The following is a 14865-nucleotide window of genomic DNA, read 5'->3' as shown; positions in this document are numbered from 1 at the left end:
TGCCGCAAGGTATTAGACCATGCGGGCGCAGAGGGAAACAGCAAGTTGATTTAAAGCGACGCCCGGATGTCGTCGAGCACAGTGATGATCGTCTGCTTGCGATCGAGATTGTAGCCCTGTGCGATGGCGATGCGCTCGCCGAGCTGCGAGGACAGATGCGCGAGGCGATCGGCGCGGGAGATGTCGCCGGCAAGGGCGGCGGTGCGAGCGGCGTCGGTCACGAAATCGGTGGCGTGCTGGCAGAAGAATGAGAAGACGGTGTCGCTATCCTTGGCCGAGAGCACATCGGCGAGCTTGTGCACGTCACGGCGCGGTGGTTCGGCAGGGGCCGTGACGATGGTGCGGAAGGCCTCCACGATGTCGAAGCCGCCGTATTTGGTGAGCTTGAGGGCTTCGGCAACGCTGCCATGGGCGGCGGCGATGACCTCCCCGGCTCGCGGGCCGGTCGGCGTTGCGCCGAGGCTGTCGAGCGCCGCCGCAAGGTCACGTTCCGAGAGCGGCGACAGCGCAAGCGGCAGGCAGCGCGAGCGGATGGTCGGCAGCAGTTTGCCCGGCGCGTGGGTGAGCACGAGGAACAGCGAGCGCTTCGGCGGCTCCTCAAGGATCTTCAGGATGGCATTGGCGGCGTTGCGGTTGAGATCGTCGGCCGGGTCGATTATGACGATGCGCCAGTTGCCCGTGCCGGATGTCTGCGCCAGGAATTTTCCGGCCTTGCGCACCTCGTCCACCGTGATGGCCGACTTCACCTTGCCGCTCTTTTCGTCCACCGGCCGCGTCAGATGCAGGAGGTTGTGCGAGGCACCGGCGGCGAGCTGGCGGGTGATGGGCGAAGCCGGTGACGGATCGGCAAGAGCATCCGGCGCCTCTGCGGGCTCGGGATGATGCAGCACGTGATTGGCGAATCGGAAAGCGAGTGTCGCCTTGCCGATGCCTTCAGGCCCTTCGATCAGGATCGCATGGTGCCCCTTGCCGGAGCGATAGGACCGCGCCAGAAAATCCTGCGCCTCGGTATGGCCGAACAATTTCGTCTGCTCGGCCGGATGCACCGCGCCGTCGAGAATGCCGGGACGATCTTCGCTCACGAAACATGCTCCGGATCGGAATGGCCGTGCGCGTTGATCGGCAACAGAGGCTCGACGATGGCCAGCACCTGCGCGGCAATCGCCTCCGGCGTCAATGTCGCGTCCACCACGCGGCAGCGCAGCGGTTCTCGCTCGGCGATGTCGAGGAAGGCCTCGCGGCGCTTCTCGTGGGTCTCCAGTTCTTCTTTCTCGAAACGGTCCGGCTCGCCGCTCTCGCCGGAGCCGGCGCTGCGCTTTCGCGCGCGTTCCAGGCCCGTTGCGGCGGGAAGATCGAAGATGATGGTACAGTCCGGCACCACGCCGTTGATCGCCACACGCTCCAGCGCCTCGATGAAGGGCTGCTCCAGATTGCCGGTGATGCCTTGATAGACGCGGGAGGAATCCATGAAGCGATCGCAGAGCACGACGGTGCCAGCCTCAAGCGCCGGGCGGATGACCTGCTCGACATGATCACTACGAGCAGCGGCAAAGAGGATCGCCTCCATGCGCACGCCGTAGGGCTCCGCCGAACCGGAGAGCAGCACATGGCGCACGGCTTCCGCCCCTCTCGAGCCGCCGGGCTCGCGCGTCATCAGCACGGTCAGCCCGCGTGCACGCAACGCCTCTGCCAGAAGCCGGATCTGCGTCGACTTTCCGGCGCCTTCGCCGCCTTCAAACGTAACAAACAAACCGGGTGCGGCCGACAAATCCTGTTTCCGTTCCAGTGGCTGCGTCTTCAGCCCTTCCGACAAATCCGCCAAGGGCGGAGACGAGTCGGACCACTACTAACCGATGTTTCCGGCCGGCGAAACGCTTTTCGCCCCTGCCCGCTCCATCCCGTCTCAGATCCAGAAGAAGAACAGCTCGATCAGCGCATCCAGCGCCCGCATGCGCAAGGTCCCCTCGCCCACCGTGCCTGCCGTTTTCACCGGCACCTCGCGCAGGAGTTGCTTGTCGTTCCAGATTTTCAGCGTGCCGACGGCTTGGCCCGGCTGGACAGGTGCGCGAACCGGCCAGGTATAAACGACACGGGCGACCAGCTTCTGGGAATTGTCCTTCGGCAGGAACACATCCACCTGCTCCCCCGCGACGAGCGGCACTGTCGAAGCATCGCCGCCATAGACGGAGGCATCGGCAATCGCCTCGCCCTGCTTGAACAGTGTGCGCCGCTCGAAGGAGGACAGCGCCCACTCGATGATACGGCGCGATTCCTCGATGCGAACCTTGTCGCTCTCCAGGCCGCCCATTGCCAGCACCAGATGTTTTCCGTCACGGTTGACGGCCGCCACGATGGAATAACCGCCGTCCTCCGAGAAACCGGTGACGAAGCCGGTCACGCCGATATTGAGCGCCAAGAGCGGATTGCGGTTGCGCTGCTTGATCTTGTTCCACTCGAATTCCGGCTCGAGATAATAGGCCATGCGCTCGGGATAGGTCGTCTCGAGGTGTCGGGCGAGATCGACCATCTCGCGCATCGTCACCTTGTTGTCCGGGTTGGGTAGGCCTGTCGCATTGGCGAAGGTGGATTTTTCGAGGCCGAGGTCGCGCGCCTCCTTGTTCATGCGGGTGACGAAGGCGGCCTCCGAACCCGCCATGCCCTCGGCGAGAATGATGCAGGCATCGTTGGCGAACTGCACGGTGACGCCGCGCACGAGGTCTTCCACTCGCACGTTGGATTTCAGCGCGGCAAACATTGTGGAGGTACGCGAGGGCGCTCCGCCGGTGCGCCAGGCATATTCGGTGACAGGGTATTGCGTTTCCAGCGTGATTTCACCGGCCGAGAGCGCCTTGAAGACCGTCGCCATGGTCATCAGCTTGGCAAGCGAGGCAGCCGGCACTAGCTCGTTCTCCGCACGGGCAAACAGCACCGTGCCGGTCTCCGCCTCGATGAGATAGACCTGCTTAGCCTTTACGTCGAAGCCCGCCTGCGGCGCGGCAGACTGGGCGTGGGCCAAGCCCAGCAACATCAGCGAAAAAAGGAGAAAAGCAGAAAGACGGCGATGCATGATGACTCCGGATGCCACCACACTCCCACAGCCGCGCGCACCACGCAAACGGCTTTGACGCAATCCCCGCAAAAGTCCGCGAGGACCTTGTCGCGAAGCGAGACGCGGACGATCAGCCCGCGTTGTCGGCAAGCGCGGAGAGCGGCGTCAGCTGGCCGTCCAGCGTCAGGATGGCATCAAAGGCACCGGCGGCATCACGCACGCGCTCGTCGGCATAGGCTGCCGCATAGCTCGGCGAAAGCTGCGGCACGTAATTGGGCCGCTCCATCGGCATCGGGCCGATTTCCGGCAGCAATACGAATTGCTGTTCCATCGCCTGGAAAGCGTCGGACGTCGCCTCGGTCTTGTTGATGAGCGCCGTCATGGTGCTCTGGTCGGGTACGCGCAGTACGTTCGCCTCCTCGGAGGGCAAGGACCGGCTGTCGGCGGATGCAACCATCACGCCGGTCGCGATCTGGCCGCCCGGATCGACGGCGGGAACGCGCGAGCCCTTGGTAACATAGGAGGCCATCAGATAGGGCATGTCGTTGCCCTCCAGCGGCGCCTTGCCGACATATTGCACGCGCACCTTCGCAGTGCCCGTGCGCTTCATGTCAAGCAGGTCAGCGGTCTTGGAGGAGACGTCGATCACGCGGCCTTCGTGATAGGGACCGCGATCATTGACGCGCACGATGACCGAGGTGCCGTTTTCCAGATTGGTGACACGCGCATAGCTCGGCAGCGGAAAGGTCGGATGCGCGGCGGATAGATGATAGCGGTCGTAGACCTCGCCGTTGGCGGTGCGGCGGCCATGGAAGGCGGAACCATACCAGGAGGCAAGGCCGGTCTTGTTATAGCCCGGCTCCTCTTTCGGCTGATACCACTTGCCACGGACCTGATAGGCTTTTCCGAGCTGATAGCGGCCACCGCCCTTCGGCACGGGCTGGCCCTCTTCCACGACGCGCGGGCTTGCCTTCACGCCATATTCGGATTCAGCAAAGAATTCCTTGCTGCGGACTTTCTTCTTCGGGGCCGCGGTCGTCGTGGCGCAGGCGGCAAGCCCGGCACAGACCAGCGGTATCGTCAGCAACCTCAAGCTCAAACCGAACCGGGTCGCATTTTTCGAGATAGTGTTGTGTCCCACGCCGCTATTGTCCCCGACGGTGCGCCAGCCAATTGCCTTGCCCCTGCAAGTTGGCTGTCAATGCCACTCAGTAAATAACAGTGTGTTAATCATGCCAATAAGATGGCAAAATTGCGGGTGAGTCGGTGGTAGAAGGACAGCTTCGGTAAGTTATGGTTTCTACTTGGTTAACGCGTGTGCTGGGAGGCGACGTCGGCGCGCCTCCCGACAATCCCGTCATGGTGTGCGCACTTGCAGCACATCGACCAACTGGTCCGGGTCACGCACGCCGTGGCGATACAACGTGATGATCGACCGCGCCAGAGACCGCGCCCGCGTCTCGTCGAGCTTGAAGGTCTGGACGGAGGTCAACCGCGCGAAAACACCTTGCAGAATATCGAGATCCTGAGGTTCGAACATGCCGATATGCGTAGGGTCTCGAAGCACTTCCATCATTGCTGCCTCCCCTGTTCGCATCCATCCGGCAACATTGCTTTCGGGTGCTTCGTGAATCTACGAGTACAATACGTCAGCAACAAGTCGGGAAAAGTTGTACCACGGCATCGACATCGCCTCCGGTGCAGCATCTCTTGCGTTGACGATGCAATCAAAGCTGCTAAAAGCCGCAACGTCGAGAGATAGCCACAACAGCGGTTGTACGCTTTTCCAAAACCGGGAAAAGAAGACCGTTCTCGAATGATGGAAGAGTGTCCGAGTGGTTTAAGGAACCGGTCTTGAAAACCGGCGTAGGCGAAAGTCTACCGTGGGTTCGAATCCCACCTCTTCCGCCAAATCCCCATTGTTCCTAATGCCTTTCAGCCCTCATCATCGAGACCCGTCCAGGATAAGGAATCATAGACTTTCAGGCGCGGATCGTCCGCTGGCGGTGGTGTGATTGTGCGGCGATAATGCCGCATTGTTTCGAATAGATCGCGCGGATTGACGGATGTCAGCTTGTTTGCGGCGATCCATAGACCATTCGGGCCGACGGTCTGGCTTTCAATGATGATGTGTTTGGTTTCATTGAAGCGACCACTGACTTGGTATTGTATCTTTGATATCTCCTCCCAGGCGATAAAGGCGACGGTCTTTCTCGGAACATCAAGCACTCTGACGTCATGGATATGAATTCCATCACGATCAATGCTGAGAGCCGGTTTATCTAAGTCGATCTTCGAGATGGATTTCAGCCCCCAGAAGACGGATATAGGCAAGATGATGATCGCCGCGACGAGGCCGAGAACCATTCCTATTGAAGGGTAACCCGGCATGAGGGCATGGATCACCTTGGACAAGACGCCTGCGAGCAAAATTCCCAGCGTGAATGTTCCGAGGAAGTAACTCGGCCCTGCCAGCTTGAAATCCAGTCGGGGAAGTTCCGTGACCTCCGTGTCCATTCCAAAATCCGCCCCGGCTTTTACGCAACAAAAGCCACCTCCTTAGCCGAAACAAAATAAAACACCGTGAACTTGATTTCACCACAATCGCCTCCTATATCACGGTCATCGGTAATCGCTTGAGAGCGCTGGAAGGCTTCTGCCGCTCGCGATGGCCGCCATCACCTGATGACCTTGACCACGGATGTACTGGCACTGGTGAATAGGTGATGATGAGGAAGGTCGGTGCGTTTTCGCCCCGGCCTTTTTTGTTGCCTGCGTTTCCCTGCTGCCCGGAACAATCGCGCATGCCCTGCGGTTTCGCCTTCTATTTCAAGGAGGCTCACCATGGAACAGACACCGACCGCAAAGCTTGCTGCTGACTATCTCCGCCTTGGCGGCGGGCGGCTTGCCGAAATTGATGACAACAAGGTCGATACCCGGCAGTGGAAACATGAGACGCCCGAGGCGGAAGCGTTCTGGAATGAAAACATCGCCTCTCTCGATGCCGCACGCCGCAACGAGGTGATCACGCATCTGCCTACGATCAACCGGGTGTGACCGTAAAACGACGATGCGTCTCCTTCCTCTAGGCGTGGCACCGGCTGCCCCTACTCCGCCATGATCTTCGCCATGAGATGGCTGGCGACCGGGAACCAATTCACCGGATTCGCCATTATCGTGCCAGCTAGAAGGAGAACAACGATGAACAAGAAGCTTGGAGCGGTCCTCGCCCTTACCCTGGCGCAAGCGCTGGCATCGACGGCCAGCGCAGCCGACATGGTCATCCGCGATCAGGCGCCGGTTTACGTCGAGCGCGACGGCGATCGTGACGGTGTCAAGATCGGCATGCTCACCTGCGAGGTGGGCGGCGGCATCGGTTATGTGCTCGGTTCGGCAAAATCCGTCGATTGCGTCTTCAAGTCGACCCGCGGCCAGCAGGACGTCTATAGCGGTGTGATCCGCAAGATGGGCGTCGATGTGGGCTTCACCACGCAGGGTCGAATCGTCTGGGCAGTCTTCGCACCTACGGCCGGCTATCATCACGGCTCGCTCGGAGGCCTTTACCAGGGCGCCACGGCGGAAGCCACCGTCGGTGTCGGCCTCGGTGCGAACGTTTTGGTTGGCGGGACCTCCGGCTCTATCCAGTTGCAGACGGTCAGCGTCAGCGGCCAGATCGGCTTGAATATTGCCGCTACGGGCACTTCCGTTACCCTGACACCACAGGGCTGACTTTTAAAGGCCGGACGGCCCTTGTCGTCCGGCTTTTTCAAATATGTCGTCCAGGACAGCATCTGCGATCCACCGTCGTGTCCGAATCGGATAGGTCTGGAGTAGGCATTGCAACGGAGGCGAACATGCTTGAAAGCACCGATATCGAACTCGAAGACGAACGGCTGAAGCAGCTCGATATTCTCGCCGCCGAGCGCTCCATGACACCGTCGGACCTGCTCGCTCAGTATGCCTCCGGCTCCTTCGGCTTCCATGAGGCCGTGCACACGACCTCCATCGTGCTCGATCTCGTCGACGACCAATTGCTCCATCACCCGGCAATCGCCGGCAATGCCGAATGGTTTCGGCTGGCCGCGAAGGCAAGTGAAGCGTTGTTCAATCTCTACCAATCTATGGGCGCAGCCCAGGTTGCGAGGCACAGCCTCGACGAGGGCACACGCCCGGAAGACTTAAACGCCAGCAACGACGGCTGATCCTCCGCGATCCACAACGAAGCAATCACTTACGTCGTCCTGTAGGTCGAGCGTTCTATAATGCGTTGTGAGGTTATTTTCCGTCGCGCAAAGCCTGCACGACGCGTTCGCGACCAACCTTGATGACATTCTCCATGGCGCGGCGCGCGCCCTCCTCATCCCGCTTGTCGATCTCCTCGACAATACGGATGTGGCTTGCCGCGACGTCCCCTATCTTGCCGCGATCGGCGGCGGGCGAGCTCAGCTTGAAGGCACCGACAAGGCCGGCCTCGATCAGGCTGCCGACGGTGCGCAGAAAGGGATTGCGCGAGGCTTCCAGCACCGAGAGATGGAATTTCAGGTCCGCCAGGGCAAGCGTTTCGGCCGTGTGCTCGGGGTCGCCCATCGCGACGGCAAGACGCATCATCTGGCTGATATCGGCTTCCGAGGCATAGCGCGCGGCAAGGGACGCCGCATGCGGCTCGAAGGCGAGGCGCACTTCGGAGAGATGCAGCAAAAAATCCTCGTTGACGCCAACGGCGAAATACCAGGTGAGAATATCGCTGTCGAAGAGGTTCCACTGCGTGTTGGGCGTCACGCGGGTGCCGATGCGGGCGCGCGGAACAATGAGGCCCTTGGCGGCCAGCGTCTTCATCGCCTCGCGCAGCACCGTGCGCGACACCTTGAAACGGGCAGCCAGTTCCGCATCGCCCGGCAGCGTCGATCCAACGGCATAATCGCCGGCGATGATCGACCGGCCCAGCGCATTGACAACCTGCGCATGACTGGTGCGCGTGTTCATCCCGCTGATGACCGTTTCAAGCAAACCTTTGCGCAAAAATTCCCCTCCTCGGCACCGGACCACCCCTTCTGTTCCGGGCCATCTTGGCAGGTATAGAGCGCTGCGCCGATTCCGCAAAGCCTGAACGCGTCACACACCCTTCGCAAACGAAAAAGGCGCCCGTTCTGGGGCGCCTTTCCTGTTTTAGTGCGTTTCCGCTTACTTCGGCAGCTGGTCGTCAACGCCCGCGATGTAAAAGTTCATGCCGAGCAGCGTGCCATCGTCGGAGACGGCACCGTCAGCCAGCCAGTCGGAACCGTCCTGCTTCTTGATCGGGCCGGTGAAGGGATGCAGCTCGCCAGAGCGGATTTTCGCTTCGGTTTCTTCGGCCAGCTTCTTCACGTCGTCAGGCATGTTGGTGTAGGGCGCCATAGTCAAAATGCCGTCCTTCAGGCCGTCCCAGACCTGCTCGGACTTCCAAGTACCGTCGAGAACGGCCTTGGTGCGCTTGATGTAGTAGGCACCCCAGGTGTCGACGATCGCGGTCAGCTGCGTTTCCGGGCCAGCCTTGATCATGTCGGATGCCTGGCCGAAGGCCTTGATGCCGCGTTCGGCAGCGACCTGCATCGGCGCGGTCGTATCCGTGTGCTGGGTCAGGATATCAACGCCCTGGTCGATCAGCGCTTTGGCCGCATCGGCCTCCTTGCCGGGGTCGAACCAGGTGTTGGCCCAGATGACCTTCACCTTGAAATCAGGGTTTACCGACTGCGCGCCGTGTACAAAGGAATTGATACCCATCACGACTTCCGGGATCGGGAAGGAGGCGATGTAGCCGGCAAGGCCCTTCTGGGACATCTTGGCAGCGATGATGCCCTGGATGTAGCGGCCTTCATAGAAGCGCGAATTGTAGGTCGCGACATTCGGGGCCGTCTTGAAGCCGGTGGCGTGCTCAAACTTCACGTCCGGGAATTTTGCGGCAACCTTGATCGTGGCATCCATGAAGCCGAACGACGTGGTGAAGACCAGCGCGCAGCCGGAACGGGCCATGCGCTCGATTGCACGCTCGGCATCCGGGCCTTCCGGTACGCTTTCCAGGAACGGCGTTTCGATCTTGTCGCCGAATTCGGCCTGCAGCGCCTGGCGGCCGATATCATGCGCCTGGGTCCAGCCGCCGTCCGTCTTGGAGCCGACATAGATGAAGCAGATCTTCGTCTTGTCCTGGGCGCTGGCGGCCGTAGCAAAGCCAAGCATGGCGGCCGAGGTTGTGAGCGCGATAATGATTTTCTTCATTTTATCCTCTGAGGTTGGAGTGGTTGTTTCCCGTCTTCTTGTTCTTCTCACCGATCCGGCACGAAGGGCTTGCCGAGGCAGGCCGGTGTGTTGATCTGCGTCATGCGCCTGTTGTGCGAGATCAGAATGAGTACGACAACAGTGGCGATGTAGGGAAGAGCCGACAGGAATTGCGACGGGATATGAATGCCGGCGGCTTGCGCGTGAAGCTGGCTGATCGACACGGCGCCGAAGAGATAGCCGCCGGCCAACAAACGCCAGGGGCGCCAGGAGGCGAACACGACGAGTGCCAGCGCGATCCAGCCGCGTCCCGCCGACATGTTTTCCACCCATTGCGGCGTATAGACCAGCGAGAGTTGCGCGCCGGCAAGGCCCGCGCAGGCGCCACCGAACATCACGGCGAGATAGCGTGTGCGGATGACGTGGATGCCGAGCGCATGCGCCGAGCCATGATTGTCACCGATGGCGCGGATTTTCAGGCCGGCGCGGCTCTTGAACAGGAACCAGTTGACGCCGAGAACGAGCGCGATGGACACATAGAAAATGATGTCCTGTTTGAAGAGCAGCGGCCCGAGGAACGGGATGTCCGACAGCAGCGGAATGACGATCGGCTGTAGCTTTGTGCCTGACATACCGACATAAGGCTCGCCGATCTGGCCGGAGATACCGAGGCCGAGAATGGTGAGCGCCAAGCCCGTCGCAACCTGGTTGGCGACGAGCGTAAGCGTCAGGAAGCCGAAGAGTAGCGAAAACAGCGCGCCACCGGCAATGCCCGCGAGAATGCCGATGTAAGGCGAGCCTGTCATTTGCGTGACGGCGAAGGCGATGGCCGCGCCCATTACCATCATGCCCTCGACGCCGAGGTTGAGCACACCGGTGCGCTCGGTCACCAGTTCGCCGATGGAGGCGAGCACAAGCGGCGTCGCCGCGGTGATGACGGTGAGAAGGATTGCTTCGATCATGCCCATCAGTGCGCTCCCCCCTCAGTGGATTGGCCAAGGCGGGAGAAGACCAGCCGGATCTTGTATTGGATGAGCGTGTCGCAGGAGAGCACGAAGAACAGCAGCAGCCCCTGAAAAACGCGCGTGACCTTGTCGGAGACGCTCAGCGTCAGCTGTACGGCCTCGCCGCCGACATACGTCAGCGCGAGAAACAGGCCGGCGGCGATGACGCCAAGCGGATTGAGGCGCCCAAGGAAGGCGACGATGATGGCGGTGAAGCCATAGCCGGGCGAGATGATCGGCTGCAGCTTGCCGATGGTGCCGCTTACCTCGGAAATGCCGGCAAGGCCGGCGAGCGCCCCGGACAGCAGCATCGAGAACCAGATCATGCGCTTCGACGAGAAGCCGGCAAAGCGCCCTGCCCGCTCCGACTGGCCGAGCACGGTTATCTCGAAACCTTTGAGCGTGTAGCGCAGCATGAGCCACAGGCCGACGGCCGCGATGATGGCGAGCGCGAAACCGAGATTGGCGCGCCCCGACGAGACCAGCTCCGGCAGGATCGCTTCCGGCGCGAAATCACGGGTGACCGGGAAATTATAGGCATCCGGACTGCGCCAGGGGCCGCGCACCAGCCAGTCGAGGAAGAGCTGCGCGATATAGACCAGCATCAGGCTCGTCAGAATCTCATTGGTGTTCATATGCGCCTTGAGAAAGGCGGGCACGGCAGCATAAAGCGCGCCGCCGATCATGCCGAAAATCAACATCAGCGGCAGGACGAGCGGGGAATGCCAGTCATGGAAGACGACAGGCACGATGGCACCGGCAATGGCGCCCGCGATGAACTGGCCCTCGGCGCCGATATTCCAGTTGTTCGAGCGGTAGCAGACCGACAGGCCCGCGCCGATCAGGATTAGCGGCGCAGCCTTGATCGCGACTTCATGCAGCGACCAGACGTCCAGTAGCGGCTCGATGAAGAAGCTGTAGAGCGCCGAGCCCGGATCCTTGCCAAGCAGCGCGAACATGATGCCGCCGGCGACGACCGTCAGCGCGAGTGCGAGGAACGGCGACAGGATGGAATAGAGCGTCGATGGATTGGCGCGTTTTTCGAGTTCAATGCGCATCGGCCACCTCGCCTTCCGTCTTGCCGTACATGCCGCCCATCAGAAGGCCGATCTTCTCCCGCGTCAGGTCATGCGCCGGATAGGCATCCGACAGCCGCCCCTCACTGATGACGGCGATTTCCGTGGCGACCTCGAATATCTCATCGAGATCTTGGCTGATGACCAACACCGCCGAGCCGGATTTCGCGAGATCGACGAGCGCCTGGCGGATGCGGCTTGCCGCCCCCGCATCGACGCCCCAGGTCGGCTGGTTGACGATCAGCACGGCCGGCTGGCGATCGAGCTCGCGACCGACGATGTATTTCTGCAGATTGCCGCCGGAGAGCGAGCCGGCCGCCGGGTTTTCGCCGCTCTTGCGCACGTCCATCGTCTCGGAAATGCGCTTCGAGGCGATGCGCACCACGGCCTGCCGGATGATGCCCAGCAGGCCGCCGGCCAGAAAGGTTTTGCGGTCGGACTGGCTGCGCGCGAGCACCAGATTGTCGGAGAGCGGCAGCGTCGTCACGGCGGCGTGGCCATGGCGCTCTTCCGGTACGAAACCAGCGCCCATCAGGCGGCGCGCGGTGATGCCGAGATTGCCGGCCGCCTTGCCGCGGATGGAAACCGCCGCCGGGTCCGTGACCGGATATTCGCCCGAAAGCGCATCGAAAAGCTCACCCTGGCCATTGCCGGCCACGCCCGCAATCGCGAGAACCTCGCCGCTGCGCACCTTGAGACAAACATTCTTCAGCGCGACGGCAAAGGGTGTGCGCGACGGCACGGTCAGATGCTTGGCCTCAAGCAGCACATCGCCCTTGGTGTTGGTGCCCGCCGCACTCACCGAGGCGACGTCGCGGCCGACCATCATGCGCGCCAGCGAGGCCGGCGTTTCCTGTCGCGGATTGCAGGCGCCCGTGACCTTGCCATGCCGCAGAACTGTGGCGCGGTCGCAGATGCGCTGCACTTCCTCCAGCCGGTGGCTGATATAGAGCACCGAGCGGCCCTCCGCCTTCAGCTTGGCGAGCGTCTCGAACAGCCGATCGGCCTCCTGCGGCGTCAGCACCGAGGTCGGCTCATCAAGGATGATGAGTTCCGGGTTCTGCAACAGCGCGCGAACGATCTCGATGCGCTGGCGCTCGCCGACCGAGAGATCGGCGACATGGGCGTTCGGGTCGAGCGGCAGGCCGTAGAGATGGGAAAGGCGCGAGGCTTCTTCGGCGACCTTGGAAAGCGAGATGCCGGGGCTGAGTGACAGCGCGATGTTTTCCGCCACCGTCAGCGCCTCGAAGAGCGAAAAGTGCTGGAACACCATGCCGATGCCGATGCGGCGTGCGGCACCGGGGCTCGTGATGCGGACCGGTTCACCCTTCCACAGGATCTGGCCGCTGCTCGGCGCGAGAACGCCGAAGAGCATCTTGACGAGCGTGGATTTGCCGGCGCCATTTTCACCCAGCAGGGCGTGGATTTCACCGGATTTGATGTCGAGATCGATGCCGTTGCAGGCGGCGAAAGACCCGAACAGTTTTGTCAGGCTGCGGACAGCCAGCAACGGGCTGCCCTCGGATGCTCCAACGGCTGACACGCTTCCCCTCTTTCCTGCGATCCCGATCCCCTGCGCCCGTTCGGGTCGTTGTCAGGGAATGAGCAATGTCGTTCCACTTGTTTTTCTTGCTTCCAGATCCGTGTGCGCCTGCCCAGCGTCCGCCAACGAATAAGTCTGATTTATATTGATACGCACTTTGTTGCTCTGCACAACATCAAAGAGCGAGTTTGCACATGCATCCAGCGCAGCGCGTGTGGCGATATAGGCGAAGAGCGTCGGGCGGGTGGCGTAGAGCGAGCCCTTTTGCGCGAGCAGGCCCATGTTGAACGCATCGACCGGGCCGGAGGAATTGCCGAAGCTGACGAACAGGCCGCGGGGTTTGAGGCAATCCAGTGACTGCGGGAACGTGTCCTTGCCGACGGAGTCATAAACGACATCGACACCCGCCCCGTTGGTCAGTTCACGCACCCGCGCGACGAAATCGTCCTTCCCGTAGTCGATGACATGGTCATAGCCATGCGCCAGCGCGAGGTCGATTTTCGCCTGCGAGCCCGCTGTACCGATGACGGTGGCGCCCAGCGCCTTCGCCCACTGGCCAGCGATAAGGCCGACGCCGCCGGCCGCGGCATGGAACAGGATCACGCTGCCCGGCTTCACCGGATAGGTCTGGAGCAGCAGATATTGCGCCGTCATGCCTTTCAGCATCATAGCCGCCGCCGTTTCCAGCGAAATGCCGTCCGGCACCTTCACCAGATGTTTCGTCGCGACATTGCGCTCGGCCGCATAGGCGCCGTCCGCCGAGGCATAGGCAACGCGGTCGCCAACGGAAAAATCTGTGACGCCTTCGCCGAGCGCGGTGATCGTCCCCGCACCTTCCTTACCCGGAATGAACGGCGGCTCGGCCTTGTAGAGGCCGGTGCGGAAATAGACGTCGATGAAGTTGAGGCCAATGGCCGCCTGCCTGATCTGCACCTCGCCGGGACCGGGCGCGGCGAGCGCGACATCCTCGAGCTTCAGCACTTCAGGTCCGCCGAGATTGCGGATAACGATCGCCTTGGTCATGTCGGTCCTCCCGAGACTGTGTTACCGGCCGAGCCTTGGAAAGGCCTGCAGCACGGCACCGATGCAATAGAGATAGAGCCCGGTCGCCACCACGCCCCAGACCACCCAGTCCGGCGAATCGAAATGCCAAAGTAACGCGCAGCCGCTGAGGATCGCCCAGAGCAGGAAGACCAGCAGATTGAGCGGCCGCAACCGCTGTACGCGGACCGGATGCAGGAAGTTGATCGGCATGAAAGTCAGGAAGACCGAGACGAAGACGATGATCGAAGCCGTCAGTTCGCTCGCCTTGATAACGAAGAGCGTGAACACCACCATGTTCCAGACGACGGGGAAGCCGGAGAAGAAATACTCGTCCGTCTTCATGCCCATATCGGCATAATAGATGGCGCTCGACACCACGATGGCGCCAGCGGCGACGAAGGACCAGGGTTCGCCGATCATGCCGCTCTGATAGAGCGCAAAGGCCGGCAGAAGCACATAGGTCACATAATCGATGACGTTATCCAGCGTATCGCCGGACCAGTTCGGCAGCACTTCCTTGACGCGCACTTTTCGCGCGATCGGGCCGTCGATACCATCGACCAGAAGCGCAAGGCCCAGCCACCAGAACATATCGACGAAACGATGCTCGGCCGCCGCCACGACGCCGAGAAAGGCGAGGAACGAGCCGGATGCCGTCAGGATATGCACGGAAAAGGCGCGGATTTCCGCGTAGGGCACGCGCTTGTAGTTGAAGAACTTCATTGCCGTTCGCTGTCCATCCCTTGTGGGCTTCATTTCGGGCTTTGATCTCGGCCGCGATCCGCCGAAAACGCCCTCTTGACGGTAATATGCATTGATTGCCCGGTATCACCAGCAAAAATCGGTTGCCGGTCAAGCGCTTCGGTGGCCTGCGCGGATTCATCCCATGGAAATTGC

The 14865-nt window shown here is 61.5% G+C and carries 16 protein-coding genes and 1 tRNA gene; 4 read left to right on the top strand and 13 right to left on the bottom strand.

Going from position 1 to position 14865, the window contains the following annotated elements; all coding sequences use genetic code 11:
• Positions 1-50: 50 nt before the first annotated feature.
• From D0Y60_RS16740 to D0Y60_RS16720, 5 genes are all read right to left on the bottom strand, one after another.
• Positions 51-1082, bottom strand: coding sequence for a DNA polymerase III subunit delta' (locus D0Y60_RS16740; RefSeq protein WP_117371101.1), 1032 nt, complete (start codon positions 1080-1082; stop codon positions 51-53).
• Positions 1079-1768, bottom strand: a complete 690-nt coding sequence (tmk, locus tag D0Y60_RS16735) for a dTMP kinase (RefSeq protein ID WP_199564219.1) — start codon at positions 1766-1768, stop codon at positions 1079-1081. The genes D0Y60_RS16740 and tmk overlap by 4 nt, the downstream gene beginning before the upstream one ends.
• 135 nt (positions 1769-1903) lie before the next feature.
• On the bottom strand, positions 1904-3067 hold the full coding sequence (locus D0Y60_RS16730; RefSeq protein WP_117371100.1) for a D-alanyl-D-alanine carboxypeptidase family protein: 1164 nt from the start codon (positions 3065-3067) through the stop codon (positions 1904-1906).
• Between the two features lie 112 nt (positions 3068-3179).
• On the bottom strand, positions 3180-4142 hold the full coding sequence (locus tag D0Y60_RS25230; protein ID WP_281048156.1) for a septal ring lytic transglycosylase RlpA family protein: 963 nt from the start codon (positions 4140-4142) through the stop codon (positions 3180-3182).
• A 264-nt stretch (positions 4143-4406) separates the two neighbouring features.
• Positions 4407-4625: a hypothetical protein gene (locus tag D0Y60_RS16720; RefSeq protein WP_117371099.1), complete on the bottom strand. Its 219-nt coding sequence runs from the start codon at positions 4623-4625 to the stop codon at positions 4407-4409.
• 245 nt (positions 4626-4870) lie between these two features.
• On the opposite strand from D0Y60_RS16720, the gene D0Y60_RS16715 reads away from it, so the two are divergent.
• Positions 4871-4960 (top strand) — tRNA-Ser (locus D0Y60_RS16715).
• A 24-nt stretch (positions 4961-4984) separates the two neighbouring features.
• Here the strand turns inward: D0Y60_RS16715 and D0Y60_RS16710 are convergent.
• Positions 4985-5566, bottom strand: coding sequence for a hypothetical protein (locus D0Y60_RS16710; RefSeq protein ID WP_117371098.1), 582 nt, complete (start codon positions 5564-5566; stop codon positions 4985-4987).
• A gap of 327 nt (positions 5567-5893) precedes the next feature.
• Between D0Y60_RS16710 and D0Y60_RS16705 the strand changes: the two genes are divergently transcribed.
• The 3 genes from D0Y60_RS16705 to D0Y60_RS24880 all read left to right on the top strand — a co-directional run bounded on the left by D0Y60_RS16705 (position 5894) and on the right by D0Y60_RS24880 (position 7251).
• Entirely contained in the window at positions 5894-6106 is a 213-nt protein-coding gene (locus D0Y60_RS16705; RefSeq protein WP_117371097.1) for a hypothetical protein, read from the top strand.
• A gap of 144 nt (positions 6107-6250) precedes the next feature.
• Positions 6251-6778 (top strand): DUF992 domain-containing protein, encoded by a 528-nt coding sequence (locus tag D0Y60_RS16700; protein ID WP_199564218.1) that lies wholly within the window; start codon positions 6251-6253, stop codon positions 6776-6778.
• 125 nt (positions 6779-6903) lie between these two features.
• A complete protein-coding gene (locus tag D0Y60_RS24880; protein ID WP_199564217.1) occupies positions 6904-7251 on the top strand; it encodes a hypothetical protein in 348 nt (115 codons plus the stop codon).
• A gap of 73 nt (positions 7252-7324) precedes the next feature.
• Here D0Y60_RS24880 and D0Y60_RS16690 read toward each other — a convergent pair whose 3' ends face one another.
• The 7 genes from D0Y60_RS16690 to pcsA form a co-directional block, all read right to left on the bottom strand.
• A complete protein-coding gene (locus D0Y60_RS16690) occupies positions 7325-8032 on the bottom strand; it encodes a FadR/GntR family transcriptional regulator (RefSeq protein WP_199564221.1) in 708 nt (235 codons plus the stop codon).
• A 198-nt stretch (positions 8033-8230) separates the two neighbouring features.
• Positions 8231-9301, bottom strand: a complete 1071-nt coding sequence (locus tag D0Y60_RS16685; protein WP_117371095.1) for a BMP family ABC transporter substrate-binding protein — start codon at positions 9299-9301, stop codon at positions 8231-8233.
• Positions 9302-9348: 47 nt separating this feature from the next.
• Positions 9349-10269 (bottom strand): ABC transporter permease, encoded by a 921-nt coding sequence (locus D0Y60_RS16680; protein WP_117371094.1) that lies wholly within the window; start codon positions 10267-10269, stop codon positions 9349-9351.
• Complete coding sequence (locus tag D0Y60_RS16675; protein ID WP_117371093.1) at positions 10269-11363, bottom strand: ABC transporter permease; 1095 nt, start codon at positions 11361-11363, stop codon at positions 10269-10271. The genes D0Y60_RS16680 and D0Y60_RS16675 overlap by 1 nt, the downstream gene beginning before the upstream one ends.
• Positions 11353-12924: an ABC transporter ATP-binding protein gene (locus tag D0Y60_RS16670; protein WP_117371092.1), complete on the bottom strand. Its 1572-nt coding sequence runs from the start codon at positions 12922-12924 to the stop codon at positions 11353-11355. The genes D0Y60_RS16675 and D0Y60_RS16670 overlap by 11 nt, the downstream gene beginning before the upstream one ends.
• Positions 12925-12975: 51 nt before the next feature.
• The gene (locus D0Y60_RS16665) at positions 12976-13947 is read right to left on the bottom strand and encodes a quinone oxidoreductase (protein ID WP_117371091.1); all 972 of its coding nucleotides are present in this window, start codon (positions 13945-13947) and stop codon (positions 12976-12978) included.
• 21 nt (positions 13948-13968) lie between these two features.
• Entirely contained in the window at positions 13969-14691 is a 723-nt protein-coding gene (pcsA, locus tag D0Y60_RS16660; RefSeq protein WP_117371090.1) for a phosphatidylcholine synthase, read from the bottom strand.
• Positions 14692-14865: the final 174 nt, after the last annotated feature.

Origin of the sequence: Shinella sp. WSJ-2, assembly GCF_003432075.1 — a bacterium.
Lineage (GTDB): Bacteria > Pseudomonadota > Alphaproteobacteria > Rhizobiales > Rhizobiaceae > Shinella.
The sequence above is the reverse complement of the archived record's forward strand: the minus strand, read 5'-3'. Positions and strand labels throughout refer to the sequence as shown.